Annotated in this window: 28 protein-coding genes; 19 read left to right on the top strand and 9 right to left on the bottom strand. The window is 34.5% G+C overall.

What is annotated here, in order from left to right:
• Positions 1 to 83: 83 nt before the first annotated feature.
• The 5 genes from AC6CH4_RS21215 to AC6CH4_RS21195 are packed head-to-tail and all read right to left on the bottom strand — an operon-like array spanning position 84 to position 2302.
• The gene (locus AC6CH4_RS21215) at positions 84 to 641 is read right to left on the bottom strand and encodes a YdeI/OmpD-associated family protein (RefSeq protein ID WP_498106521.1); all 558 of its coding nucleotides are present in this window, start codon (positions 639 to 641) and stop codon (positions 84 to 86) included.
• 19 nt (positions 642 to 660) lie between these two features.
• The gene (locus tag AC6CH4_RS21210; RefSeq protein WP_498106519.1) at positions 661 to 993 is read right to left on the bottom strand and encodes a hypothetical protein; all 333 of its coding nucleotides are present in this window, start codon (positions 991 to 993) and stop codon (positions 661 to 663) included.
• A gap of 44 nt (positions 994 to 1037) precedes the next feature.
• Positions 1038 to 1316 (bottom strand): hypothetical protein, encoded by a 279-nt coding sequence (locus AC6CH4_RS21205; RefSeq protein ID WP_498106517.1) that lies wholly within the window; start codon positions 1314 to 1316, stop codon positions 1038 to 1040.
• A 17-nt stretch (positions 1317 to 1333) separates the two neighbouring features.
• A complete protein-coding gene (locus AC6CH4_RS21200; RefSeq protein ID WP_498106515.1) occupies positions 1334 to 1750 on the bottom strand; it encodes a lysozyme inhibitor LprI family protein in 417 nt (138 codons plus the stop codon).
• Positions 1751 to 1780: 30 nt separating this feature from the next.
• Entirely contained in the window at positions 1781 to 2302 is a 522-nt protein-coding gene (locus AC6CH4_RS21195) for a TlpA family protein disulfide reductase (RefSeq protein WP_498106513.1), read from the bottom strand.
• A 368-nt stretch (positions 2303 to 2670) separates the two neighbouring features.
• Between AC6CH4_RS21195 and AC6CH4_RS21190 the strand changes: the two genes are divergently transcribed.
• The 5 genes from AC6CH4_RS21190 to AC6CH4_RS21170 all read left to right on the top strand — a co-directional run bounded on the left by AC6CH4_RS21190 (position 2671) and on the right by AC6CH4_RS21170 (position 6767).
• Positions 2671 to 2841, top strand: a complete 171-nt coding sequence (locus AC6CH4_RS21190; protein WP_498106511.1) for a hypothetical protein — start codon at positions 2671 to 2673, stop codon at positions 2839 to 2841.
• Between the two features lie 69 nt (positions 2842 to 2910).
• Positions 2911 to 3453: a DMP19 family protein gene (locus AC6CH4_RS21185; RefSeq protein WP_498106509.1), complete on the top strand. Its 543-nt coding sequence runs from the start codon at positions 2911 to 2913 to the stop codon at positions 3451 to 3453.
• A gap of 223 nt (positions 3454 to 3676) precedes the next feature.
• The gene (locus tag AC6CH4_RS21180) at positions 3677 to 4243 is read left to right on the top strand and encodes a hypothetical protein (protein WP_498106507.1); all 567 of its coding nucleotides are present in this window, start codon (positions 3677 to 3679) and stop codon (positions 4241 to 4243) included.
• Between the two features lie 206 nt (positions 4244 to 4449).
• Positions 4450 to 5994: a patatin-like phospholipase family protein gene (locus AC6CH4_RS21175; protein ID WP_498106505.1), complete on the top strand. Its 1545-nt coding sequence runs from the start codon at positions 4450 to 4452 to the stop codon at positions 5992 to 5994.
• 353 nt (positions 5995 to 6347) lie between these two features.
• Complete coding sequence (locus AC6CH4_RS21170; protein WP_498106503.1) at positions 6348 to 6767, top strand: lipocalin family protein; 420 nt, start codon at positions 6348 to 6350, stop codon at positions 6765 to 6767.
• Between the two features lie 92 nt (positions 6768 to 6859).
• Here the strand turns inward: AC6CH4_RS21170 and AC6CH4_RS21165 are convergent, their stop codons facing one another.
• On the bottom strand, positions 6860 to 7465 hold the full coding sequence (locus AC6CH4_RS21165) for a DapH/DapD/GlmU-related protein (protein WP_498106501.1): 606 nt from the start codon (positions 7463 to 7465) through the stop codon (positions 6860 to 6862).
• Between the two features lie 251 nt (positions 7466 to 7716).
• Between AC6CH4_RS21165 and serS the strand changes: the two genes are divergently transcribed.
• The 7 genes from serS to proC all read left to right on the top strand — a co-directional run bounded on the left by serS (position 7717) and on the right by proC (position 15322).
• Positions 7717 to 8988, top strand: coding sequence for a serine--tRNA ligase (gene serS, locus AC6CH4_RS21160; protein WP_498106499.1), 1272 nt, complete (start codon positions 7717 to 7719; stop codon positions 8986 to 8988).
• A 71-nt stretch (positions 8989 to 9059) separates the two neighbouring features.
• Entirely contained in the window at positions 9060 to 9887 is an 828-nt protein-coding gene (gene lgt, locus AC6CH4_RS21155; protein ID WP_498106497.1) for a prolipoprotein diacylglyceryl transferase, read from the top strand.
• Between the two features lie 93 nt (positions 9888 to 9980).
• Positions 9981 to 11762 (top strand): tetratricopeptide repeat protein, encoded by a 1782-nt coding sequence (locus tag AC6CH4_RS21150; RefSeq protein ID WP_498106495.1) that lies wholly within the window; start codon positions 9981 to 9983, stop codon positions 11760 to 11762.
• A 93-nt stretch (positions 11763 to 11855) separates the two neighbouring features.
• Positions 11856 to 12167 (top strand): DUF4286 family protein, encoded by a 312-nt coding sequence (locus AC6CH4_RS21145; protein ID WP_498106493.1) that lies wholly within the window; start codon positions 11856 to 11858, stop codon positions 12165 to 12167.
• Positions 12168 to 12326: 159 nt separating this feature from the next.
• Positions 12327 to 13112, top strand: coding sequence for a 16S rRNA (adenine(1518)-N(6)/adenine(1519)-N(6))-dimethyltransferase RsmA (gene rsmA, locus AC6CH4_RS21140; protein ID WP_072969895.1), 786 nt, complete (start codon positions 12327 to 12329; stop codon positions 13110 to 13112).
• Positions 13096 to 14445, top strand: coding sequence for a magnesium transporter (mgtE, locus tag AC6CH4_RS21135; RefSeq protein WP_498106491.1), 1350 nt, complete (start codon positions 13096 to 13098; stop codon positions 14443 to 14445). The genes rsmA and mgtE overlap by 17 nt, the downstream gene beginning before the upstream one ends.
• Positions 14446 to 14545: 100 nt before the next feature.
• Positions 14546 to 15322, top strand: a complete 777-nt coding sequence (gene proC, locus AC6CH4_RS21130; RefSeq protein WP_498106489.1) for a pyrroline-5-carboxylate reductase — start codon at positions 14546 to 14548, stop codon at positions 15320 to 15322.
• A gap of 204 nt (positions 15323 to 15526) precedes the next feature.
• Here proC and AC6CH4_RS21125 read toward each other — a convergent pair whose 3' ends face one another.
• Entirely contained in the window at positions 15527 to 15826 is a 300-nt protein-coding gene (locus AC6CH4_RS21125) for an antibiotic biosynthesis monooxygenase family protein (RefSeq protein ID WP_498106487.1), read from the bottom strand.
• Between the two features lie 65 nt (positions 15827 to 15891).
• A complete protein-coding gene (gene nhaA, locus AC6CH4_RS21120; protein WP_498106485.1) occupies positions 15892 to 17031 on the bottom strand; it encodes a Na+/H+ antiporter NhaA in 1140 nt (379 codons plus the stop codon).
• Positions 17032 to 17296: 265 nt separating this feature from the next.
• On the opposite strand from nhaA, the gene AC6CH4_RS21115 reads away from it, so the two are divergent.
• The 4 genes from AC6CH4_RS21115 to AC6CH4_RS21100 all read left to right on the top strand — a co-directional run bounded on the left by AC6CH4_RS21115 (position 17297) and on the right by AC6CH4_RS21100 (position 19518).
• The gene (locus tag AC6CH4_RS21115; protein WP_498106483.1) at positions 17297 to 18244 is read left to right on the top strand and encodes a 2-hydroxyacid dehydrogenase; all 948 of its coding nucleotides are present in this window, start codon (positions 17297 to 17299) and stop codon (positions 18242 to 18244) included.
• 212 nt (positions 18245 to 18456) lie between these two features.
• The gene (locus AC6CH4_RS21110; protein WP_498106481.1) at positions 18457 to 18882 is read left to right on the top strand and encodes a DUF805 domain-containing protein; all 426 of its coding nucleotides are present in this window, start codon (positions 18457 to 18459) and stop codon (positions 18880 to 18882) included.
• Between the two features lie 15 nt (positions 18883 to 18897).
• Positions 18898 to 19176, top strand: coding sequence for a TM2 domain-containing protein (locus AC6CH4_RS21105; protein WP_192186679.1), 279 nt, complete (start codon positions 18898 to 18900; stop codon positions 19174 to 19176).
• A 78-nt stretch (positions 19177 to 19254) separates the two neighbouring features.
• The gene (locus tag AC6CH4_RS21100; RefSeq protein WP_498106479.1) at positions 19255 to 19518 is read left to right on the top strand and encodes a TM2 domain-containing protein; all 264 of its coding nucleotides are present in this window, start codon (positions 19255 to 19257) and stop codon (positions 19516 to 19518) included.
• Between the two features lie 57 nt (positions 19519 to 19575).
• Here the strand turns inward: AC6CH4_RS21100 and AC6CH4_RS21095 are convergent, their stop codons facing one another.
• Positions 19576 to 21378 (bottom strand): GNAT family N-acyltransferase, encoded by a 1803-nt coding sequence (locus AC6CH4_RS21095; RefSeq protein WP_498106477.1) that lies wholly within the window; start codon positions 21376 to 21378, stop codon positions 19576 to 19578.
• 120 nt (positions 21379 to 21498) lie between these two features.
• On the opposite strand from AC6CH4_RS21095, the gene AC6CH4_RS21090 reads away from it, so the two are divergent.
• The 3 genes from AC6CH4_RS21090 (at position 21499) to AC6CH4_RS21080 (ending at position 24768) form a co-directional block, all read left to right on the top strand.
• A complete protein-coding gene (locus AC6CH4_RS21090; RefSeq protein ID WP_498106475.1) occupies positions 21499 to 22260 on the top strand; it encodes an exodeoxyribonuclease III in 762 nt (253 codons plus the stop codon).
• Between the two features lie 230 nt (positions 22261 to 22490).
• Entirely contained in the window at positions 22491 to 23435 is a 945-nt protein-coding gene (locus AC6CH4_RS21085; RefSeq protein ID WP_498106473.1) for an OmpA/MotB family protein, read from the top strand.
• Positions 23436 to 23730: 295 nt separating this feature from the next.
• On the top strand, positions 23731 to 24768 hold the full coding sequence (locus AC6CH4_RS21080) for an aldo/keto reductase (RefSeq protein ID WP_498106471.1): 1038 nt from the start codon (positions 23731 to 23733) through the stop codon (positions 24766 to 24768).
• Positions 24769 to 24829: the final 61 nt, after the last annotated feature.

Here is a 24829-nt window from a genome sequence, read left to right as displayed (position 1 = left end):
TGACTTTTTGATGAATTAAATTGTAAGAAAGAGGATAAAGTTACTATTTGTCGCTTAATCAAATTGATAAACATTTGTTATTTTTATAACATTCGTTTATGCTCCTCACTAACTTTTATGGTTTTTTCCAATCTCGAAATTTGGGTTTTTTCTTGCTTGGCGCTCATAATCCAGTGAATCATGACTTTTTTGTAGGATGGCGCTTGTTGGTTAAAGTATTCCCAAGCGGGTTTGTTGGCTTTGAATTGCTTTTCAAATTCAGGATCAAGAAGGGCAGGGGCTTTTTCGTGCGAATAAATTCGGGAACGCTCTTCTGATCTTAATTCGAAAGCTTTTTGACCAGCTTCTTTCATGAGTCCGTCTTTGGTGAGTTCTTCGACTTTTTTAATGTTTATGGCACTCCAAATACTGGTTTTCTTTCTTGGTGTAAACCGAATCGTATAACTTTCTTCGTCAATTGATTTGCGAACGCCGTCGATCCAGCCAAAACAAAGTGCCTGATCTACAGATTCTGACCACGACATAGAAGGTTTTTTGCTGCTCACTTTATAGAAACCAACTAATAATTCGGTTTCTGTTTGGTGATGCTTTTCTAACCATGATCTGAATTTTTCTTGTGTTGCGAAAAAGTTCGGTTCCATTTTGTGTTGCTTGTTGAAACTATTTTTTCTTTCTGTTTGTAGTTACGATTAAAACTCCCGCTTCAGCAAAAGAGCCATAAATTTTAATGCCTTTTTCTCTATCCAAAGGCACAATATTTATAATTTCTTTTTTAGATAAAGGAAGTTTTTCTTTCTCTAAATCCTGAAAACGATAAGGAACTCCATCAATTACAACAATTGGTTCAGTTGTAATGATTTTTCGATCAGACATTTCGGTGATAGAATTTGAAAGATAAAGTTTTTCAGTGCCTTCATCCTGCAATTCGTAACGATTTTGCGAATAGATCGAAAAAGATAAAAGAGAAATAATGGTGATGATGATATTTTTCATGGATTTGGTTTTTTTAATTGGCAGGAAATCATAAGTTATTATTCTTATAAATTTATTATTGCCCTAACAATCCATAAAAGTATAATAAATCCCAGAAAAGAGAATTGAACTTTATTCACTTTTTGATTTCCAAACCGCTTAACCAAAAAGCGATCGATTACTAGAATTAGTAAAACCGGGACAAGACAAAACAAAATGTAAATTCCCATTAAGCCGTCTTCTGCTGAGTTGCCGTTTATTAGTATAATGGCGTAAATTATTCCTGCGACAATGGAAAGGATTCCAGAGATGTAGAATAGGGTTAGGTTTTTTGGGAGTTTCATTCGGGTTAAATTAATTTTTAGTTTTTCAAATACACTTTTTCTAATTCAATAATGCGATTTCTCACAAATAAAGCATTTTCATGAGTACAAATCATTCTGTAATCTTGTGATTCATGTTCTCCATCAAGTTCTTTTGCAGTTTCGGCTTTGACTTTTTTAAAATACTGATCTCTTTTTTTAAGCCATGCTAATTGTTGACTTTTTAATTTTTCCTGATCAGATTGACTTAATGTAGCTCTGGTTTTTTTGTATGTTATATTAAGTTGTTCATCTATTTTAGTATAATATTCAAGTGTACAGTTCAACATATTGTTCTGTGTATTATCTAAACATTTTTGAAGTTCTGTATCTAGTTTTTGTATTGTTTTGTTCTCTTGGGAATAAGAATAGAAACTGATTGAAAATAATAGTAAGAATAGGTGCTTTTTATTCATAAGTTTTAAATAATGCTAAGTTTCGTTTCCTTATTTGTTAGCAGTTTCTTGATTTTGAGCCATTTTATAGTTTTCAATAATGTCTCTAATTACTTTCGAAGTCAACATAAACCCATTTAATATCGGATAGCCTTCCCATCGAACAATTCCGTCAGGATCTATTAAAATGCAATGCGGAATTCCTTGTATTTCTAAAGTATTGTACACAGTTCTTTCGGTATCAATTGCGCTGTAATATTCTATTTTTGGATCTGTAAGGTTGTTTAGTTCCTCTTTTGTTTCATCGCTGATGCCTATTATGATCAAATCGGTTGCAAATTCAGTATTAAATCGATTTAATTTTGGAATAGCTGTTTTACAAGGCCCACACCATGTTGCCCAAAAATCGATTAGTATAAATTTTCCTTTTGTTTCTGGTTTATCTGTCAACCATTTTTGCACAACAAGTTTTGGTGCTTTTTGATTGATAATAGATTTTGCCCAGATTTTCTTTTCTTGAGAAAAAGCATTTAGAACAAATAGAACTGTTAGTACTATTAATATTTTTTTCATTTGTTAGGTTATGGTTTTGTTTCGTTTTATGGTTTAATTAGTACAATGGCATTTTTATTAGATTTTCTATTGCAATTTAAAAGAGAAAAAATTAGAAAACTGATTATAGTGATCCGAAATGTTCTCATGTGATGTTTTTTTCTTTTGCTAAAAATACTCAATTTAATAGTACAAAATAATCTCACAAAACTAAATCTTCTTATGAAAACGTGAGCGTTAGGGATAGCAGCGGAAAGCCCACAGCCTGACGAAGGAAGTGCGAGGACTTGCAGCGAATAGCCCGGCCGGAGGTAACGCCAAAAAAATTATTCCTATTCGTATCATTATTTCACCGAAATTTGCAAATAAAGTACTAAACCATAGAAATCATGGCAAAAGGACCTGAAAAAAACACGAAAAACAAGGCTTTGCATACCAAATTACTCAATCGGAAGAAGGCTAAACTTCAGGAAGAAAAAAGAGAACGCGCCTTGCGTTTGAAAGCTTTGGTGGCAAAAATGAATGAAAAGCAGCATACGGACGAATCTGATGCGATATAAATCAGATTGTATTTCTTTTCTGTTTTTATTTAACTGAAATTTGCAAATCAATCTCAAAACAAAATCAAAATGGAGGAATTCGGTAGAATAATAGTTTCTGAAACGGCAATGAATAGTGAAAATCTTCATGATCTTATTCATTCCAATATTTCAGTAATCAATTTAATGCGTGAAGAAGGTGTCGATGACGAATTTATTCATCCGGATGCCTTGATGAGTTATTATCTTGATTATTACTGGTCGCAATATGCCGAAGGAAATTTTGCCCAGTTTGTTTATAAATCGGCCTGGAATAAAGAACTGAACGAATTAATCGAGGAAGGACTGGCTTTAATTGGCGCCGAAAAACACTTAGAATTATTTCAACTACAAAGCAAAAAAGTCAAATTGATGAGCAGCGTTAAGCTGAATAAATTTGTAAGCGGGAAATTTGAAGGAGTTAATCCGGTTCGTGATTCTTTGAATAATGATACTTTTTATGAACTCGAAGAAAATTTAGTTACACTTAATGCTAATTTCCTGAAAAATCACCCTGACTTTGAAGTGCTTTCGGTAGACGATATGTTTGCTGCTTTGGAGGAATATGTTGGGCATGAGATTAAGAGAGCTTAAGGTTTTTTAACCGCAAGGTTCGCAAAGGGTTTACGCTAGGCACGCAAAGAGGTTAGTTTTAATCTCGCAAAAGTCGCGAAGACGCAAAGTTTTATTTTCCTTTCGAACATTGCGTAAACCCTTTGCGAACCTTGCGGTTAAACTGAGTTAGTAAAATTTTATTCGCAAACACTTGTTTTTGAATTAATTAAATTAATTTTAGTTCTGTATAAATAGTTTATTTATGGAAGAACTAACGCACATCAAATCCATTATCGGAATCATTCTCGGATTGAGTTTAACACATCTTATCAAAGGATCAGTTATTTTTATTCAGCATCCGGGACGAAAGAAAATCTATTTTGTACACTCGCTTTGGGTGTTTTATGTTTTTTTACTGATTATCCATTTTTGGTGGTGGGAATTTAATCTGAAACTTATAACCGAATGGTATTTTATAGATTACTTCTTTATCATTTGTTATATTCTGATTTATTATTTGTTGTGTGCTATTCTATATCCTGACGATTTAGTGGATTATACAGGTTACGAAGATTATTTTTATTCAAGGAAAAATTGGTTTTTTGCTATTCTGGCCATAAGTTTTATTGCCGATATGATTGATACGGCCATAAAAGGCGGGAATTACTTTTTATACAATCAAACGGAATATTATGTGAGGATTGCTACACATATTGTCCTTTGTCTGGTCGCAATAAAATATCACAATAAAGTTTTTCATACGATTCTGGCAATTCTGTTCATTGTTTATGAGCTCTCCTATATTTTAAGGTTGTTTAATGTGGAATAGTTTTTTAAGGTTCAAAGTTGCAAAGGTTCAAAGATTCAAAGGTTTTCTGCAGATTTTTAATCTGTGGCAATAAAACCTGACTACTTCGCTATCGGGATTTCGAAATTCATTCATGTCAAAAAAAACTCAGTGGATCTCTGTGTTAACTTGCGCAACTTTGTGGAATAACTTTATTAACTTCGCTTTATAGATTTAATTGATTTAAAATGAGATATGTATACGGTCAAATAATAGTGCTTCTTTTTTTTCAATCGGGCTTTTCTCAAAACAAAATCAACCTTTTTTCAGAGATCAATTATAGTTCTATTCCTGCGGTTTCTTTAAATGACTATAAATCGGTTCAGGATCGTGATACCAAATTTCAAAATCCCAATATTGCTTTAGGAATTGCTATTTCAGGTGGTGGTTCGAGAGCGCAGTTTTTTAGTATGGGTGTTCTTTTGGGTTTAGAAGAAATTCAGGAAAACAATCAGCAACGTAACTTCTTAAATGAAATTGATTATTTCTCAACGGTTTCGGGGGGGTGCTATTCGGCAGGTTATTATTTAACAATTCTAAAAAATAAACTCAATCACGACAACTGTTCGTTTAATGAGTTTTATTTCTCTAAAGCCGATGCGTATAAAGATTATGTAGATAAATCGGCTACGATTTTGTCGCTTTTAAATAATAGCCGAAACGAAAAAGGCGATAAAATTTCGATGACACAACGACTAGATTCAGAGATTCTGCAATACGACAACACTAATCCTGATAATCCGAATAAATTTTCAACTCAAATGTTGATGTCTGATTTTTTTGTTCCAAAGGAAAGTAAAAACACGCCATCTTTACCAATGATGGTTGCCAACGGAACGGCATATAACAACGGAGAGCGCATTCCGTTTATGCCTCATATTATTCGCGGTTTAAATTTAAATTCGTCTTTAGCACCAAACAGAGCTTCTATTCCGTTAAATCATAATGAGGTAAATGATGGATTTAATTTTCCGGTTACCTATGCTATTACCGCGAGTTCTGCTTTTCCAGGCGTTTTGCCAAAAGTGAAATTCGGTGTTAAAAATCAGCAGAAAATATTATGTATTATTGATGGAGGTGCTTCGGATAATATGGGATATAAAACTCTGGTCGAATTACTGCACGATGATTCTAAAGTAGATAATAAAAACAAACGCGCCCTTTTTATTGATTGTCTGGGACAGGGAAAAAAAGAACCTTACATAAGCGACGAAAAAATCAAACTGATTTCGCTTTTCGAAACGGCATCGTTATACACAGTTCAAACTCGCTATATTACATTTGACAGAGATGTCGAAAATTTGATGGACCGCTATAAAATTCCGGTTTCGAATTATCAGGTGATTGGTTTTACCACTTTACGAGACCATTTATTAAAGATGGATAAAAATCAGAAGTATGAAGATTTGGTAACCGAATTAAAAAGTTCAGATGACGATTATTCGACCTGGCTTCGATTTTATGCCAATTTCAAAAAAGACTTAATTGATCAATTTGGAGAGCTTAGTTTTACAAGAGATAAAGATGGCGAAGTGATTCTGGCCACTTTAACCCGAGATAAATTCAACGAATTAACAGCAAGCGAAATTCTGATCTTATATGAATTTGCTTCTCATGTCCAAACCAAACTACGCATCGCTCCGGAAGAAAGAGAAGTCTTATTGCTTGCCGGCCGTCTGGCTACCTTTTTGAAAACAAATGAACTTAAAGATTTGTTAGTCGAGCGTAAGTAAGGTTATTTCACAAGATAGGATGAAGAAATGCTTTACGCAGCTTGCGCAACAGAATAAAGCTATTCCAAAGAGAGACACGAAGAACTACACAGAGATTCACAAAGAATATTAAAAGTACTTTGCGAATCTCTGCGAAATTACTTTGTGTAAGAGAGTAGAGCTAATCATAGAAATTCATGAAGTACTTTTAATATTCTTTGCGAATCGTTGTGAAATCTCTTTGTTTTTTGTGTAAATATTATGAATTAACTTACGGATTTCTAGAAATTATGTAAATCATCGGGAAATTTATGTAACACGGCAGGAAAACTTTAAAATTAATTTAGCATTATTAATATTTAAAGAAATCAAACATGAAAACGAAAAGCTTATTACTCGCCTTAATCCTAAGCATTGGCTTATTTACAACATCTTGCAGCAATGATGATAATGAAGGAGAAACACTTGTTCCATTAGAAGGAAAATGGAAATTAAGTAAAATTGGTACTGTTTCAGGTGGTACAGAAACATTAATTGACGCACCTCAAAATCAAAGTGGATGCGAAAAAGATTATTTGGAACTAAAATTAGATAATACTGCAACTGAAGGTGATTATGATTCAACAATTAGTGCTTGTGCAATAACAACAAGATCAGGTATTTATTCAAGATCACACAATAATTTAACCACTGTTATAAATGGTGTAAGTAAAACTCAGGATATCGTAAATCTTACACTTTCAGAATTGAAAGTAAAAGATGCAAACGGTGCAATTACGGTTTATACAAGATAAATTATTTATCCTAGTGCTGAATCTCAATTTTGAGAGACAGCTAAACGGAAACGGCTTGGGGGCCGTTTCCGTTTTTTTGGCAAAAAAAGATTTTAAATAACTTGTTCAATCAGTTCAAGTCTTTTTACAATCGAATTTTTGAGCAATATTGTTCCAGGCGATAAAACGGCGTTTGCCCCAATTCTGGAATTATCTCCAACTAAAGAGCCAAATTTTTCTGAGTTTGTTTCAATAATTTCCGAATTATAAAGTACAGAGATTTTCTTTATTAGCCTTTCGTTATAATGATTTGCAGCAATTGAACCAGCTTCAAAATTTATATTTCTGCCAATGATGCTGTTTCCAACATAGTTAAAATGTGCAATTGCAGTATTTGAACAAATAATACTGTTTTTTATTTCGCAGCCAGGGCCAATTTTTACTGAATTGTCTAAGTAAACACCTTCTCTAAAATAAGCATTTGCTCCAATGTGGCAATTTTTACCAATAATTGCTGGCGATTTTATGGTAACATTGTTTTCTATAGTCGCAGTTTTATGAATAGCAATATTATCTTTTATAACAAAATCTTCATCTAAATCCAGAATCATTTTTTCGATAATGTTTTTAAGATTATTTGTAATCTCCCAAGGTTTTGACGAAGAAGAATCTTTGAAAGTTGCTGAGAAATCTTCAATAAAATGTTCAATATCTATCATAACGAGTTTTAATGCAATTTACTTAATTCTTTTATTTTTGAAGTACAAAAATCTTTCCTATCAGTTATAAATTCTGCAAAGCTTCACAAAGTATATTAAAAAAGACTTTGTGAAACTCTGCTAAACCTTTGTGAATCTCTGTGAAACAACCACGAAATAACTTTTTCCTTTTAAACTTTGTCGTAATCTTAGCAAACATTTCCTTAAATTTGCTTCCTTTATATAAAAATACTAGTTATAAACACAAAGCTATGTTACAAATCGCATTTATTAGAGAGAATCAGGAGAAAGTAATCAAGGCTTTAGCAAAACGAAATATCGATGCTAAAAGCGTTGTTGAAGAGGTGGTGCAATTAGACGAAAACCGTCGTGCTACACAGGTAGAATTAGACAATACTTTAGCTGAATCTAATAAATTATCCAAAGATATAGGCGAATTAATGAAAGCGGGCGAGAAATCTAAAGCCGCAATCTTAAAAGAAAAAACCGTTTCATTAAAAGAAAAAAGTAAAGAATTGGGCGAAAAAGCAGAAGCTTTGGCAACCGAATTGACCAATAAATTATACACATTGCCAAACCTTCCGGCTGATATTGTTCCTGAAGGAAAAACTCCGGACGACAATTTGAATGTTTTTCAGGAAGGTGATATTCCGGTTTTGCATGAAAATGCACAGCCTCACTGGGAATTGGTAAAGAAATACGATATTATCGATTTTGAATTGGGTGTAAAAATTACAGGTGCAGGTTTTCCAGTTTACAAAGGAAAAGGTGCTCGTTTGCAACGTGCCTTAATCAATTATTTTTTAGATAAAAATACAGCTGCAGGATACAATGAAGTTCAGGTGCCCCATTTGGTAAACGAAGCTTCAGGGTACGGAACAGGACAATTACCAGACAAAGAAGGGCAAATGTATCATTCAACTATTGATGATTTATATTTGATTCCGACAGCTGAGGTTCCGGTTACGAATTTATTCCGTGATGTTATTTTAAACGAAACCGAATTACCGGTTTTACACACCGCTTATACGCCATGTTTCCGTCGTGAAGCAGGTTCATACGGAGCGCACGTTCGTGGATTAAACCGTTTGCACCAATTTGATAAAGTAGAAATCGTACGTATCGAACACCCGGATAATTCTTATCAGGCACTTGACGGAATGGTAGAGCACGTAAAAGATATTTTGAAAGAATTGAAATTGCCATACCGAGTTTTACGTTTATGTGGAGGTGATATGGGTTTCACATCTGCTTTGACTTATGATTTTGAAGTATTTTCTACAGCGCAGGATCGTTGGTTAGAAATTAGTTCAGTTTCTAATTTTGAGACTTTCCAGGCAAATCGTTTGAAATTGCGTTTCAAAGACAAAGACGGAAAGAATCAATTGGCGCACACGCTAAATGGAAGTTCATTGGCCTTGCCAAGAGTTTTAGCAGGGATTTTAGAAAATTACCAAACGCCGGAAGGAATTGTAATTCCAGAAGTTTTACGCCCTTACTGCGGATTTGATATTATAAACTAATTTAGTTACAGTTTACAGTCTCGGCACAAAGCTGAAAACTGAGACTGAGACTGCGACTGAAAACTGGGATTATGAAGAACGGAGTTTTATACTGGAACGTTGATCCGGTTATTGTTATGATAACAGATAGTTTTCCTTTGAAATATTATGGTGCTCTTTTTGCTTCCGGACTCTTACTTGGGTATTATATTGTTAGAAATATTTATAAAAAAGAGAAGCTGCCCTTAGATAATCTGGATAGTTTACTGGTTTATGTAATTGTAGGCACCATTTTGGGAGCCCGTTTAGGACATTGTTTGTTTTATGAACCTGAATATTTTTTCAAACATCCGATAGAAATACTTTTGCCTATTCAGAAAATAGGCGGGGTTTATAAGTTTGTTGGTTTTCAGGGATTAGCAAGTCATGGCGGTACAATAGGTGTTTTGATTGCTATAGTCTTATATTGCAAAAAATTCAAGGTTAATTTTTTATGGCTGTTGGACAGAATGGCAATTGGGGTTCCGGTTACAGCAGCTTTTATCAGGCTGGGTAATTTTATGAATTCTGAAATCTACGGAAAACCTACGAATGGAAATTGGGGAGTTATTTTTCAACGAGATGATTTAATTCCGAGGCATCCAACGCAATTGTATGAGGCATTTTCGTATTTATTGATTTTTGGAATTTTATTTTGGATGTATAAATCAGAAAGGATAAAACAAGCAAGCGGTTTACTATTTGGAACTTTTCTGGCACTGTTGTTTTTAGCCCGATTTTTGATCGAATTTTTTAAAGAAAATCAGGAAAGCTTTGAGAATAATATGCTGATAAATATGGGACAAATTTTAAGTATCCCTTTTATTTTAATTGGCTTAACTTTGATAGTCTGGAAATCGAATGTTGAAATTAAATATTAGTTTGAAGTCACAGTCTCAGTTTATATTTTTGAACTGAGAATGAAACTAAAGCTGAAAACTGCGACTGAAAACTGTGACTAAAAAAACTGAAATATGAAAAACATCTTTATCTATATCGTTTTGTTGTGGTCCGGTTTTGCATTCTCTCAAAATGAGCAATTGGCTCAATATTACTATGATAAAGGCGATTTTGAAAAAGCGAAGATCAGTTACGAAGAGCTTTTAAACAGCGCACCATCCAATACCCAATATTTTTTAAGAACGGTTGATTGTTATCAGCAATTGCAGCAATTTGCTTTGGCTGAAAAAATGATTCAGGATCGCTATAATAGATACAAACAAGGTGTTTTTTTAGTGGAATTGGGTTATAATTTCCAGCTTCAAAAAAATGATTCAAAAGCCAAAAATTACTACGATCAGGCTATCGAAAAAATCAAAACGAATCCAAATGATGTTTACGGAATCGGGAATTCATTCGAGAAAAAGGTATTGTTAGAATATGCTTTAAGGGCTTATCAGGTTGCAATGCAGGTTCAGCCCAATTATAATTTCAATTTCCAAATCGGAATGTTGTACGGACAGTTAGGCAAGACGGATCAGATGATTGATCTTTTACTGACGGAATCTTATCAAAATCCGCAAAACGCCAATTTAATTCAGACACAATTATCGCGTTTCATGAACGGCGAAACCGACAATACCGCTTTTAAAGATGCCATGCGAAAAGCTTTAATCCTGAAAACACAAAAAGATCAGGATGTATTCTGGAATCACTATTTAAGTTGGTTTTATGTACAGCAAAAGGAATTCGGGAAAGCTTTTATTCAGGAAAAAGCGATTTACAAGCGCGAACCTGAATCACTTTCGAGTATTGTCAATTTGAGTCAGTTTGCATTAAATGAAGATGACACTGAGACTGCGGCTGAAATTCTGAACTTTATTCTTCTTAATACCAAAGATTTAGATTTATTGGTGCAAACCAATTACTATTTAATGGAAATTAAAATTGATAAAGCACAGGAAAAAGATTATCCAATAATCGACGCTGAGTTACAACAATTGCTTACAACCTATGAAATAACTCCTTTTACCTTATCTTTGCAATTAATTCAGGCACATTTTAAGGCATTTAATTTAAAAAAGCCAGAAGAAGGTATTGCAATTGTAAAAAAGGCTTTAGAGCTTAATTTGAACGATTATCAGGAAGCGGATGCTAAAATGGAGTTGGGAGATATTTTGCTTTTGCAGGAAAAATTCAATCAGGCATTGATTTATTATTCTCAGATTCAATTGGATTTAAAGAATGATGTAATGTCGCACGAAGCGAGTTTAAAGGCGGCGAAAACAAGTTATTATAAAACCGATTTTGAATGGGCTTTAAAACAGTTCAAAGAATTAAAATCGGCAAACACGCAGTTGATTGCAAATGATGCGCTGGAATATTTTTTATTGATAAATGACAACACCGTTGCCGATTCGACACAAACGGCATTGAAACAATTTGCAAAAGGTGATTTTTTAATTTATCAGAATAAAAAAGCAGAAGCGATTACACAGTTTCAGAACATTCTGAAAACGTATAAAGGACAGGAAATCGAAGCTGTAACAATGTTGCGTTTAGGTAAAATTTATGAAAGCCTGAAGGATTATACTTCAGCTTTAAGCCAATACCAGCAGATCATTGACCACCATAGCGACGGAATTTATGTTGATGAAGCATTGTTTTTTTCGGCAGAAATTTACAACGACGAATTAAAAGATATTGAAAAGGCAAAACCTTTGTATGAAAAGGTAATTTTTAATCATCAGGACAGTATTTACTTTGTTGATGCGAGAAAAAAATACCGCGAGTTAAGAGGAGATAAGAATTTATAAAATAGATTATTAGATTTTTAGACTACTTAGATTTTAGACTTTTCTGAGATCTGACAATCTAACAATCTAAGGAGTCTAACAATCTAAAAGAGAATGATAATTTACAACGTTACCACAAATATACACGAAAGCGTTCACGACCAATGGTTAAAGTGGATGCAGGAAAAACACATACCGGAAATTCTGGCTACGAACAAGTTTTCTTCAGCAAGAGTTGTAAAAGTTTTGATTGAAGAAGAAATGGGTGGAATCACCTATTCTGTTCAATATGTTACCGATAACAAAGAAACTTTGGAACGTTATTACATTGAAGATGAGCCGGCATTTCACAGAGAAGCTTTAGAATTATTTGCAGACAAAATGCTTTCTTTCAGAACCGAATTAGAAGTTATTTCGGAACATTAATTTGAGTTTTCAGTCTCGGTTTACAGTGTACAGATAAAATTGGCCCGCAGATTTGACGGATTAAACAGATCCGCTGATTATTATATTTTAAAATTTGTGATAATTTGTGTAATTCGTGGCAAAAGAACCATAGTGCCTTCGTGGCAAATAAAATATATAATGGAAAAAGTAAAAGCTAAAAAACATTTAGGACAACACTTCTTAAAAGATGAAAGCATTGCCAAAGCAATTGCTGACACCTTGAGTTTAGAAGGATACAATGAGGTTCTTGAAATAGGACCGGGAATGGGTGTGTTGACTAAGTATTTGCTTGACAAACCAATTAATACGCACGTAATCGAGATTGATACCGAATCAGTGACGTATTTGGGTGAAAATTATCCGAAATTAAAAGATCAGATTATCTCTCAGGATTTTCTGAAATACAATATTAATGAGGTTTACAAAGACAAACAATTCGCTATAATTGGTAACTTTCCTTATAATATCTCGACTCAGATTGTTTTTAGAACATTAGAGTTCAGAGACCAGATTCCTGAGTTTTCAGGAATGTTTCAAAAAGAAGTTGCAGAGCGAATCTGCGAGAAAAAAGGCTCTAAGGCTTACGGAATCTTATCTGTATTAGCCCAGGCTTTCTATATTACTGAGTATTTGTTTACTGTTGACGAAAATGTTTTTATTCCTCCGCCCAAGGTGAAGTCGGGTGTGATGAAAATGACCCGAAAGGAAGATTATAGTCTTCCGTGCGGTGAAAAGTTGTTCTTTACGGTAGTGAAAACTGCTTTTCAGCAAAGACGAAAAACATTACGTAACAGTTTGAAAACATTAAATTTAACTGATGATTTGCGATTAGACACTATCTTTGATAAACGTCCCGAGCAACTTAGTGTAGAAGAATTTATTGAACTGACTCAAAAAATAGAAGCCGATGGAGTTCAAAGTTAGCAAAGAATTAATCCACCAATTAGAAGAGCATATTGTTAATAAAAACGACAAAGAACTTGAAGTTTTACTTAACGATTTGCACCACGCAGATATTGCCGAAATCCTGGACGAGCTGGATTTCGACGAAGCAACTTATATTTTCAGGGTTTTAGATAGTGATAAAACGGCAGAAATTCTTCTTGAGTTAGAAGATGATTTGCGGGAAAACATCTTAAGCCGACTTTCGCCTAAAGAAATTGCTGAAGAGCTCGATGAGCTTGAAACCAATGACGCGGCCGATATTATCGGGGAACTTTCACAGGAAATCAAAGCGGAAGTAATTTCTGAGATGCTTGACGTCGAGCATGCAAAAGACATTGTTGACTTGTTGCGTTACGACGAAAATTCTGCCGGTGGTTTGATGGGGAAAGAGTTGGTAAAAGTCAATGAAAATTGGAATGTACTGACCTGTGTAAAAGAAATGCGTATTCAGGCAGAAAATGTTTCCAGAGTACATTCGATTTATGTTGTCGATGATGAAAACCGCTTAAAAGGGAGATTATCATTAAAAGATTTATTGACGACTTCGACCAAAACTCAAATCGGTGATATTTATATTCGAAAATTAAATTTTGTAAATGTTGATACCGAAGATGTTGAGGTGGCACGTATCATGCAAAAATACGATTTAGAGGCCATTCCGGTTGTGGATGAACTCGGTCGTTTGGTGGGAAGAATTACCATCGATGATATCGTAGACGTAATCAAGGACGAAGCCGATAAGGATTACCAATTAGCGGCGGGTATTACACAAGATGTTGAATCCAACGATAGTGTTTTGGAATTAACCAAAGCGCGTTTGCCGTGGCTTTTAATCGGGATGGTAATCGAAATTGTAGCGTCTTTTGTCCTGAAAGGAAATGAAGATGTCTTTAAAATCCATTCTACATTAATCATTTTTGTGCCATTGCTTTCGGCAACTGCCGGAAATATTGGGGTTCAGGCATCAGCAATTGTTGTGCAGGGTTTGGCAAACGGAACGTTAAAAGAATTTAGTAGAGGTTATTTTACTAAAGAAATTACCGTTTCGATGATTTCAGGAAGTATTATTTCATTGCTTTTATTAGGATATCATTCTATTATGTATCAGCAATATTTAGTTGGATTTGCAATTTCAATTTCAATGATTGTAGTGATTTTATTCGCTGCGACTTTAGGAACTTTGGTGCCGCTTTTCCTTCATAAAAATAAAATTGATCCCGCTATTGCTACAGGTCCGTTTATCACAACAACCAATGACGTTTTTGGAATTATGCTCTACTTTGGAGTAGCCAAATTGATTCTTGGGTTTTAGATTTTTGCCACAAATTAATAGATTACAGTGATTTAAGATCCTTAAAATCTATGTAATTTGCAAACCGAAAACAGGGTATTAACCAGCCAATAAATAAGCAATGAAAGTACATATAATTGGAGGAGGGAATTTAGGGGTTTCTATTGCCTTGGGAATTGCTAAATTCTCCAAAAACAACCAGGTTACAGTAACAAGAAGAAACACGGCCAGTATTCTATATTTATCTGAATACGGAATTACGGTTTCTAATGATAATAAACACAATATTCAGGAAGCTGATGTGGTAATTTTAACCATTAAACCGTATCAGGTTGATACTGTTTTAGCAGAAATTTTACCAGTAATCAAAGGAAAAACGATTGCTTCTGCAGTAAGCGGATTATCTTTAGATGTGCTTCAATCCAAAACAAATAATGAATATCCGGTAATTCGAATCATGCCGAATATTGCGGCGCAGTTTGGCGAGTCCGCGACTTGTATTTCTTTTCCTGAAAAGGACAGAGAGAAAGCATTGCCAATTGTAGATTTATTTCAGGATTTAGGAACGGCTCCGGTTATTGACGAAAAATTAATGGATGCCGCAACTGTTTTAGGTGCGTGTGGAACAGCTTATGCGCTAAGATATATCCGTGCTTCAATGCAAGCGGGAATCGAAATTGGTTTTGATTCTCAAACGGCTTTGGCAATTGCAGCACAAACCGTAAAAGGAGCCGCAAAAATGTTGCTAGAGGAAAAAGTGCATCCGGAACAATTAATTGATCGTGTAACGACGCCCCAGGGATGTACAATCGTTGGTTTGAATGAAATGGAGCATAATGGTTTCAGTTCATCTTTAATAAAAGGGATTAAAACTTCTTTGAAGCAGATAAAAGGATAAACTTAAAATTCCAATATAAAAAATTCCAAATCCAATGCTTAGGCTTAGGATTTGGAATTTTTTGTTTTACACAAAGTTTTGTCATCCTGATGGAGGAAGGACCATACACGTAACTCGCCAAAGATTGGAGAATAACTATGCGGAATTTCTTGTGTGGTCCTTCCTCCATCAGGATGACAAGTTTGCGAATAATTGGAATTTTAATCAGCTAAAAACCTCAAAATGCTCGACTTTCTCTTCAAATTCTAAAAGAAAATGAACATCCTCAGGGTAATATTTCGCTTTTTCAAAATCTTCTCCGGCAAAATTTTTAATTACCTCCAGATTCTCCCAATAGGTAATCAAAGTAAAATGACCTTCGTTGTTTTTGATGTTTCTCAAAAAAGATAATTTTATAAAACCAGCCGTTTTTGAATAATCGGGAATAGCGGTCTTTATGATGAAATCTGTATAAGTTTCATAATCCTCAAGTTTCGTTTTTCCGTGCCAGATTCTTGCAATCATAATAATAAGTTTTAAAGTTAGTTATGATGTGATGTTGGAATTTGGGGTTTTTCTATATTGAAAATTTAAACTTTCTTCTTCAAAACATATTTCAAATAAACAAATCCGAAAACTCCGGAAAGTACAGAAGCAATCAAAATAGCAATTTTAGAAAAAACAATGGTTTCGGGATCTTTGAAAGCCAAAATAGTTATGAAAATTGACATTGTAAAACCAATTCCGCCCAACATTCCGGCACCCAAAATATGCGTCCACTTTAATTTCTTTGGCAAAGCGCAAAGGCCGGCGCTTACTCCTAAAAATGAAAAAAGTAGTATTCCCAAAGGCTTTCCGATAACCAATCCTAAAATAATTCCGAACGTATTGGGATGATTCAGACCCTGATGCCAATCAGATTTTATGGCAATACACGTATTGGCAATGGCAAATAAGGGTAAAATCAGGAAAGCAACAGGTTTATGTAAGAAGTGTTGTAATTTATACGAAACTGATTTTTCGCCGCCGTCTCCAAACGGAATCACAAATGCCAGAATGACTCCTGTAATAGTGGCATGAACACCAGAATTCAGCATAAAATACCACATAAAGACACCACCAACTAAATACGGAATCAGGTTATGAACTTGTTTTCTGTTTAAGATGAATAAGAATACCCAAATAGCTAAGGCAATACCAAGATTTATAAAAGAAATAGAGCTTGTGTAAAATATAGCAATCACAATTATAGCGCCTAAATCGTCAATAACTGCAAGTGCAGTTAGAAATACTTTTAAAGAAGCAGGAACTTTATTTCCTAATAATGACAAAATTCCAATCGCAAATGCAATATCGGTCGCCATTGGAATTCCCGCTCCGTTTTGTGTTGCAGTTCCATAATTTAAGGCCAAAAATATTCCCGCAGGAACCAGCATTCCACCTAAAGCGGCCATTAAAGGTAAAGAAGCATTTTTTATGCTGGATAATTCTCCATGATAAATTTCACGCTCCAATTCTAAACCAATCAACAAAAAGAAAATCGTCATCAATCCGTCATTGATCCAGTGTGTAATGGAATGTTCACCTAAATCTTTTTCCCAAAAAGCTATATACTCATTATGAAAAGAGGAATTGGCAAGGTAAAGCGAGATTATAGTAACAAAAAGCAATAACAGCCCTCCCGATTTTTCGTTAGCAAAAAAGGATTTAAAAGTTTTAGTCAATTTCATTGGTGAGAATTTTAAGCTGATTTGAAGATGAATGTCAAGTAGAATTCTCAGCAGAGTTATTTTCAAAGTTAAAAAAAATATAGGCAATAAAAAATTCCGATAAAGGTTAAGACTTTTTAAGGTTTGCTTTTAATTATTCTTGCAAAGGCGCTAAGCCACAAAGTTTAGTTTTTCTTAAGTCACTTTTCTTTGCGCCTCTGCTTTGCGAGATTAAAATAAAATAAGCTGTATTTTTGTTTTTCATTAGCATAATAAAATTTTAGACATGAGTGTAAAAATTCTACATATCGACAGCAACAATCCAATTCTGTGGCAACAACTTGAAGAAGCCGGTTTTGAGAACCACGCCGATTTTAAATCTTCAAAGGAAGAAATCGAAGCGAAAATTCAGGATTATAACGGAATCGTTATTCGAAGCCGTTTTAAAATTGATAAAACGTTTTTAGATAAAGGAGCCAATTTACAGTTTATTGCCAGAGTTGGTGCGGGTTTAGAAAGTATCGATTGTGATTATGCCGAGGCAAAAGGGATTCAATTGATTGCTGCTCCGGAAGGTAATCGCAACGCTGTTGCAGAACATTCTCTGGGTGTAATTTTATCCCTTTTCAATAATTTAAATCAGGCTGACGCCGAAATAAGAGCCGGACACTGGAATCGTGAAAGCAATCGCGGCCATGAACTTGACGGAAAAACTGTCGGGATTATTGGTTATGGGAATATGGGAAAAGCTTTTGCCAAAAAACTCCGCGGTTTTGATGTCGAAGTTTTGTGTTATGATATTTTGGAAAATGTAGGCGACCAAAATGCTAAACAAGTTTCTTTAGCTGAATTACAAAAAAGAACCGATGTTCTGAGTTTACATCTTCCTTGGACACCAGAAACGGACAAAATGGTAAATGCCAATTTTATAAATGCATTTGCAAAGCCATTTTGGATCATTAATACCTCTCGTGGTAAAAATATCGTTACAGCAGATTTGGTTGAAGCTATGAAGTCTAAAAAGATTCTGGGAGCAGGTTTGGATGTTTTGGAGTATGAGAAATTATCTTTCGAAACACTTTTTCAGGATAAAAATACGCCTGAAGCTTTTCAATATTTATTAGAAGCTAAAAATGTTTTACTAACACCACACATTGCAGGCTGGACTTTTGAAAGTCATGAACGTTTGGCGCAGGTTATTGTAGATAAAATAAAAGCAGTTTATACTCAATAAGCCAATGTAGCTAGGACTTAAGAAGTTGTATTCGTTCTGTAAAATGAATTTAGTTTTTAATAACAAGTCTTTTCTTTAAAAGTAACATTCGGAATTAGTTTTTAAGATTATTTTTTTCTAATATTGTTCGGAAAATTTTTAACAAAATTTTTAGAGAGGAGCGGCCGAAAATCCTAAAAAGAGTAGGGTTTAACTAACTAATTTTATTAATTATGATTGAATGGTACAAAAAAGTTGTTTTTGAAAACTATGGAAACTTCAAAGGAAGGGCCAGAAGAAGTGAATATTGGTATTTCCGTTTGGCTAGTACAATTATCTTTTTATTGTTTGTTGTTTTAGGAGTTATTATATACGCGGCTACAGATAATGGCCCTTTGGCTCTTGGTTTAGCTTACGGTTTACTTATGCTTTATGCACTAGGTACAATGATTCCATCTTTAGCAGTTTCAGTTCGAAGAATGCATGATATTGGTAAAAGTGGCTGGACTATTTTGGTGGCTATGATTCCATTAGTAGGTCCAATTTGGATTTTGGTATTGTTATTCACAGAAGGAGATTCGGGTGAAAACTATTATGGAAATGATCCAAAAAACGAAATTGAAGAAATTAATGAAATCGGAAACGTTGAATTGCAATAATTAAAAATAAGTAAAATGGAAAATACAAAACCAGAAGCTTGGAATACACCATCAACTCCAACACAAGAGAATAAAAAAGTTGTTGCCGGAGTTCTAGGCATTTTATTAGGAGGATTTGGAATACATAAATTCATCCTGGGATACACACAAGAAGGGATCATTCAGTTAGTAATCACTTTGGTTACTTGTGGAATTGGAAGTTTAATAGGTTTCATTGAGGGAATTATTTACCTGACGAAAACAGACGAAGAGTTTTATCAGACTTATCAGGTTGGAAAAAAAGGCTGGTTCTAAAGCATAAAAAATCCCATCTGCAATGGCGGATGGAAATTTTTCTTTTTAATAGTAATTGATTTAAATTTAATAAGGATTATGGAAAATACGCAATCAGAGTTTGGAACTGCCAAACCAGAAAATAAAAAAGTTGTTGCTGGAATTTTTGGAATATTACTTGGAGCTTTAGGAATTCATAAATTCTATTTAGGTTACACCAAAGAAGGAATAATTCAAATACTTCTTAATCTTTTATGCGGACTAGGTAGTTTAATAGGACTTATAGAAGGGATTATTTACCTGACAAAAACCGACGAAGAGTTTTACCAGACGTATCAGGTTGGTAGAAAACCTTGGTTCTAAAACATAAAAAATCCCGTTAGTATTCTAACGGGATTTTCTTTTTATATTGATTTGCAATTAATCTTCTTTTTCAGATAATTTGCGTTCTAATTCTATTTGAAATTCTTCAATAACAGGTTTCATAGTGCTCTCAGGAATATCTGCGATTCTGATGTACATTAAACCGTCAATAGCATTGTTGAATAAAGGATCGACGTTGAAAGCTACCACACGGGCATTTTGCTTGATGTACTTTTTAATTAAAACAGGCAAGCGTAAATTTCCTGGTTCTAACTCATCAATGATTTTATCAAATTTGTTTAAGTCTGATTCAGCTTCATCAAAAATAAAATCTTTGTCAGCATCTTTCAGTTTTACTTTATAAGCTTTCTTCGGATGAATATATTGTGCAATGTAAGGATCGTAATAATTGGACTTCATGAACTCAATCATCAGTGATTTTGAGAAGTCTGAAAATTGATTACTGATGCTCACACCGCCTAATAAGAATTTGTGTTCCGGATAACGTAGTGTGGTATGAATAATTCCTTTCCATAACAAGAACAAAGGCATTGGTTTTTGCTGGTATTCTTTTACAATAAATGCACGGCCCATTTCGATGGATTTGTGCATCATATCGTGCAATTCTGGCTCGAATCTAAAAAGATCATTTAAATAAAACCCCTCAATTCCGTATTTTGGGTAAATTTCAGAACCCAATCCCATACGGTAGGCACCTGCAATTTTCTTGGTTTCATCATCCCATAAAAACATATGGTGATAATATTGGTCAAATTTATCTAAATCGATAGATTCATTGGTTCCTTCGCCAACTTCACGAAAAGTAATTTCGCGTAAACGACCAATTTCATGTAAGATATTTGGAATTGATTTTGCTCTGGCGAAAAATACCTCGTAATTTTTGCTTTGCAACAAACGACAATCACTGTTTCTTAAGGCATTTACTTCGTCAATCATTTTCGATTCGCTTGCCGGCGTTACGATTTTTTTTGGTGCTTTTGGTATTTTTAAACTCGCTGTATCTAATAATTTGCTGTCCTTTTCAAAAGGATTGGCAAGCATATATGTTTTCTTTCTTAAGAATTCTGAATACTCTTCAAACGATTCAATTTCGTTTTGTTCGTTTACTGAAATAGGTTTTCCAATACGAACTTTAATGACACGATCTCTTTGAGTTAATAATTCAGATGGCAATTTTGCAGTACGCAAAGTATCATCAATTTTAGAAAGCCAGTAAAATAATCTGCTGTTTTTGGCATGGAAATAAATCGGAACTACAGGAACTTTTGCTTTCCTAATTAACTTCAAAGCGCCTTCTTCCCAAGGTTTGTCAACAACTAGTTTCCCGTCTTTATAAGTCGAAACTTCTCCCGCGGGGAAAATCCCCAAAGGTTTTCCATCGCTTAAGTGACGTAAAGTTTCTTTGATTCCAACTACGCTTGATTTGGCATCCTTATGGTTTTCAAAAGGATTAACCGGCATGATGTATTTTTTAAGCGGAACAATTCGGTGTAATAAGAAGTTGGCGATGATTTTGAAATTTGGTTCCCTTTCCAACATTAATTTCAAAAGTAAAATACCATCAATTCCTCCAAGCGGATGATTTGAGATGGTAATATAAGCGCCGTCTTTAGGTAAACGTTTTAAATCTTCTTCAGGAATTTCGAATTTAATCTCCATCTCATCCAAAATCCCGTTTAAAAACGGAACATCCTCTAAATGTTTATTATGATCGTAAATTTTATTAAGGGTAGAGATCTTAAGAACCTTCATAAGAATCCAGCCAGAAAAAGTACCGAAAACTCCGTACTTATCAACATTTATTGCCTTTGCAACTTCTTTCGCGGTAACTAAACCCATGTACTATTTTTAATTTATTAGAGCAGCGAACAAAGATAACAAAAAACTCTACTTTTCGTTGATTCCAACACAAACTTTCCACTTTTTTATTACATTTGGAATCCTAAAAAAAATACACTGATGAAAATTATTTCTTATAATGTTAACGGAATTCGTGCAGCAATAACTAAAGGTTTTATCGAATGGCTGCAGCAGGCGAACCCTGATGTAATTTGCCTTCAGGAAATAAAAGCGACTCAGGAACAAATTCCGGTCGACGATATAACGGCTGCTGGCTATCCGTTTCAATATTATTATCCCGCAACAAAAAAAGGATATAGTGGTGTTGCTATACTTTCTAAAATAAAACCCAACAATGTCGTTTTCGGAACCGGAATTCATCACATGGATTTTGAAGGTCGTAACCTTCGAGCCGATTTTGACGATTGTTCTGTAATGAGTTTATACCTTCCGTCAGGAACAAATATTGAAAGATTAGATCATAAATTTATGTTTATGGATGACTTTCAAAACTATATCAACGAATTAAAAGTAACCATTCCGAATCTGATCATTTGCGGTGATTACAATATTTGTCACGAAGCAATAGATATTCACGATCCCGTTCGTAATAAAACGGTTTCAGGGTTTTTACCCCAGGAACGTGCCTGGCTTGACGGTTTCATGAAATCCGGATTTATAGACAGTTTCCGTCATTTCAACAAAGATCCGCACCATTATTCGTGGTGGAGTTATCGCGCCGGAGCCCGTGGAAATAACAAAGGCTGGCGTATCGATTACAATTTAGTAAGCGATTCAATGGAGCATCGATTAAAGCGTGCTGTAATTCTTCCAGATGCTGTTCACTCAGATCATTGCCCGGTTTTAGTTGAAATTGACTAAAATTTGGTATTGTTCTTGTTGAGAGAAAAGCGAACGTAGAATGGATATAATCGAATAGTTTGGAATTTGGAATTTTTTTATTGGAATTTCAAGGAGCTATTTCCTGCTGTCCACTATATCTTTTGTGCCGAACTCCGCCACAAAAGGATGCTGTTCCCATCAGGGCTAGGGACCTCCGTTAAATAAGAAGTTTAGAATATTAATCTCTCCAAATAAAAACAGTAAGTAAAATGATTAAAAAGGCCTCAGTCGGGTTACTAGTTGTAGCTATGTCTATGACTTCATGTGTATCCAAGAAAATCTACAACGATCTTGAATCAAAATATTCAGATCTTAAAAAAGAAAATCGTTCAATAGCTGATGAAAATGCTGAATTGCAAAAATCAAAAAATCAGTTAGAGTTAGATCGTGATAAACTAACTAAGGATTTAGCAAGTACAAAAGAGGATCTTGCTAAACAAAAAGCAGATCTGGCTGCAGAACAAAAAAAATACAAAGTATTACAGGATTCTTATAATGCATTAGAGAAAAACAGCAACGATGCATTAGAAAGTAATATGGCTAAAAACCGTGAATTGTTAGCGCAATTAGAAGCAAAATCTAAAAAATTAGCCGAAGAACAGGCCCGTTTAGACAAAACAGCAAGTCGCTTAAACGAACTTGAAGCCATGATCGCAGCAAAAGAAGCGGCAATGAAAAAACTGAAAGAAACTTTATCTAAAGCCTTAAACGGTTTTGAAGGAAAAGGTTTGACAGTTGAACAAAAAAACGGAAAAGTTTATGTTTCTATGGAAAACAAATTGCTTTTCAATTCAGGAAGCTGGGCTGTTGGAGTAGAAGGAAGAAAAGCGGTTGTTGAATTAGGAAAAGTATTAGGAGATAATCCGGATCTTTCCGTATTAATTGAAGGACATACTGATGACGATCCATACGCTGGTTCAGGTCCAATTGCAAACAACTGGGATTTATCAACTAAAAGAGCGACTGCCATTGTAAATATTTTAAGTGAAAACACTAAAATCAACAAGCAAAAATTAACAGCAGCAGGTCGTAGCGAATTTTCTCCGCTTGCAAGTAACGCAACTCCGGAAGGAAAAGCTAAAAACCGCAGAATCGAAATCATCTTAACACCAAGATTAGATGAGATTGCTGAGATGCTTAATAGCATTAACTAAGATACTAAGGTTCTAAGGGACTAAGATTCTAAGTTTTTTAAAAAGGGTTCAAAGGTTTTGCTTTGAACCCTTTTTTGTGAAATTCCAATAAAATTCTTAATTCCAAGCTTCCCCTAGAGCATTTCATAATGGAATTTGGGATTTGGAATTTTTAAAATTGGAATTTACTTTTTATGTCCTTTTTAACTTCTGTAGCATTTTCATTTGAAAAATCCCGTTGTATATTTGAAGCTTATTGTCCAATAGGAAAAAAACTTAGCACCTTAGCGACTCAGAACCTTAGAACCTTAAAAAAATGATCTACACAACTTTACCCAATACCGATATAAAAGTTAGTAAAATCTGTCTCGGAACGATGACTTTCGGGCAACAAAATACAGAAGCAGAAGGCCACGCGCAAATGGACTATGCACTTGAAAGAGGTGTAAACTTTTTTGATACCGCTGAAATGTACTCGGTTCCGGCAAGTGAAGCGACCTACGGTAGTACCGAGAAAATCGTTGGAACCTGGTTTAAGAAGTCAGGAAACCGAGAAAAAGTGGTTTTGGCTTCAAAAATTGCTGGTCCAAACGCGAATTTTGGCTATATGCGCGAAAAACTGGATTTCTCACCTGCAAGTATCAAATATGCCGTAGAAAATAGCTTAAAACGCCTTCAAACAGATTATATCGACTTATATCAAATGCATTGGCCGGAACGTAAAACCAATACTTTTGGACAACGTGCTTTTAAAGTTCAGAATGACCCTTGGGAAGATAATTTCAGAGAAGTTTTGGAAACTTTTGATGGCTTAATCAAAGAAGGAAAAATAAAACATATTGGCGTTTCTAATGAGAATGCCTGGGGAATGATGCGTTTTCTGGAAGAAAGCAAATATCAAAACCTGCCAAGAATCAAAACGATTCAGAATCCATATAACTTATTAAACCGTCTTTTCGAAGTGGGTTCTGCCGAAGTTTCAATGAATGAAAACGTGGGCTTATTGGGATATTCCCCGTTAGGATTTGGAACTTTAACTGGTAAATTTCTAACCGGAGAAGAACATCCAAATGCAAGAATCAAACTTTTCCCGCAATATACACGTTACGCCAGCGAGCAATGTACACAAGCAACCAAATTGTATCAGGAAATTGCTAAAAAACACGGATTAACATTGACAGAACTGGCAATGGGATTTGTGTTGCAACAGCCGTTTCTAACAAGTGCTATTATTGGTGCTACAACATTGGAACAATTAAAAGAGAACATCGATACAATTGATATTGTTTTATCAAAAGAAATTCTGAATGAGATTGAGAAAGTTCAGGCGATCATTCCTGATCCAGCGCCTTAATTAGAATTTAATATAAAATAAAAAACCCCGATAACTGAATATAGTTTCGGGGTTTTTTATT

The organism is Flavobacterium sp. GQ95, from assembly GCF_059758655.1.
This window is presented reverse-complemented; position numbering and strand designations above follow the sequence as displayed.

What these genes read in the sequence shown, in the direction of transcription:
- AC6CH4_RS21085 (WP_498106473.1), top strand. Translation starts at nt 22,491, where the DNA reads ATGATTAAAAAGGCCTCAGTCGGGTTACTAGTTGTAGCTATGTCTATG.
- AC6CH4_RS21200 (WP_498106515.1), bottom strand. Translation starts at nt 1,750, where the DNA reads ATGAATAAAAAGCACCTATTCTTACTATTATTTTCAATCAGTTTCTAT.
- AC6CH4_RS21165 (WP_498106501.1), bottom strand. Translation starts at nt 7,465, where the DNA reads ATGATAGATATTGAACATTTTATTGAAGATTTCTCAGCAACTTTCAAA.
- AC6CH4_RS21180 (WP_498106507.1), top strand. Translation starts at nt 3,677, where the DNA reads ATGGAAGAACTAACGCACATCAAATCCATTATCGGAATCATTCTCGGA.
- mgtE (WP_498106491.1), top strand. Translation starts at nt 13,096, where the DNA reads ATGGAGTTCAAAGTTAGCAAAGAATTAATCCACCAATTAGAAGAGCAT.
- rsmA (WP_072969895.1), top strand. Translation starts at nt 12,327, where the DNA reads ATGGAAAAAGTAAAAGCTAAAAAACATTTAGGACAACACTTCTTAAAA.
- serS (WP_498106499.1), top strand. Translation starts at nt 7,717, where the DNA reads ATGTTACAAATCGCATTTATTAGAGAGAATCAGGAGAAAGTAATCAAG.
- AC6CH4_RS21100 (WP_498106479.1), top strand. Translation starts at nt 19,255, where the DNA reads ATGGAAAATACGCAATCAGAGTTTGGAACTGCCAAACCAGAAAATAAA.
- AC6CH4_RS21185 (WP_498106509.1), top strand. Translation starts at nt 2,911, where the DNA reads ATGGAGGAATTCGGTAGAATAATAGTTTCTGAAACGGCAATGAATAGT.
- lgt (WP_498106497.1), top strand. Translation starts at nt 9,060, where the DNA reads ATGAAGAACGGAGTTTTATACTGGAACGTTGATCCGGTTATTGTTATG.
- proC (WP_498106489.1), top strand. Translation starts at nt 14,546, where the DNA reads ATGAAAGTACATATAATTGGAGGAGGGAATTTAGGGGTTTCTATTGCC.
- AC6CH4_RS21105 (WP_192186679.1), top strand. Translation starts at nt 18,898, where the DNA reads ATGGAAAATACAAAACCAGAAGCTTGGAATACACCATCAACTCCAACA.
- AC6CH4_RS21190 (WP_498106511.1), top strand. Translation starts at nt 2,671, where the DNA reads ATGGCAAAAGGACCTGAAAAAAACACGAAAAACAAGGCTTTGCATACC.
- AC6CH4_RS21145 (WP_498106493.1), top strand. Translation starts at nt 11,856, where the DNA reads ATGATAATTTACAACGTTACCACAAATATACACGAAAGCGTTCACGAC.
- AC6CH4_RS21215 (WP_498106521.1), bottom strand. Translation starts at nt 641, where the DNA reads ATGGAACCGAACTTTTTCGCAACACAAGAAAAATTCAGATCATGGTTA.
- AC6CH4_RS21170 (WP_498106503.1), top strand. Translation starts at nt 6,348, where the DNA reads ATGAAAACGAAAAGCTTATTACTCGCCTTAATCCTAAGCATTGGCTTA.
- AC6CH4_RS21115 (WP_498106483.1), top strand. Translation starts at nt 17,297, where the DNA reads ATGAGTGTAAAAATTCTACATATCGACAGCAACAATCCAATTCTGTGG.
- AC6CH4_RS21090 (WP_498106475.1), top strand. Translation starts at nt 21,499, where the DNA reads ATGAAAATTATTTCTTATAATGTTAACGGAATTCGTGCAGCAATAACT.
- AC6CH4_RS21125 (WP_498106487.1), bottom strand. Translation starts at nt 15,826, where the DNA reads ATGATTGCAAGAATCTGGCACGGAAAAACGAAACTTGAGGATTATGAA.
- AC6CH4_RS21110 (WP_498106481.1), top strand. Translation starts at nt 18,457, where the DNA reads ATGATTGAATGGTACAAAAAAGTTGTTTTTGAAAACTATGGAAACTTC.
- AC6CH4_RS21175 (WP_498106505.1), top strand. Translation starts at nt 4,450, where the DNA reads ATGAGATATGTATACGGTCAAATAATAGTGCTTCTTTTTTTTCAATCG.
- nhaA (WP_498106485.1), bottom strand. Translation starts at nt 17,031, where the DNA reads ATGAAATTGACTAAAACTTTTAAATCCTTTTTTGCTAACGAAAAATCG.
- AC6CH4_RS21205 (WP_498106517.1), bottom strand. Translation starts at nt 1,316, where the DNA reads ATGAAACTCCCAAAAAACCTAACCCTATTCTACATCTCTGGAATCCTT.
- AC6CH4_RS21150 (WP_498106495.1), top strand. Translation starts at nt 9,981, where the DNA reads ATGAAAAACATCTTTATCTATATCGTTTTGTTGTGGTCCGGTTTTGCA.
- AC6CH4_RS21080 (WP_498106471.1), top strand. Translation starts at nt 23,731, where the DNA reads ATGATCTACACAACTTTACCCAATACCGATATAAAAGTTAGTAAAATC.
- AC6CH4_RS21210 (WP_498106519.1), bottom strand. Translation starts at nt 993, where the DNA reads ATGAAAAATATCATCATCACCATTATTTCTCTTTTATCTTTTTCGATC.
- AC6CH4_RS21095 (WP_498106477.1), bottom strand. Translation starts at nt 21,378, where the DNA reads ATGGGTTTAGTTACCGCGAAAGAAGTTGCAAAGGCAATAAATGTTGAT.
- AC6CH4_RS21195 (WP_498106513.1), bottom strand. Translation starts at nt 2,302, where the DNA reads ATGAAAAAAATATTAATAGTACTAACAGTTCTATTTGTTCTAAATGCT.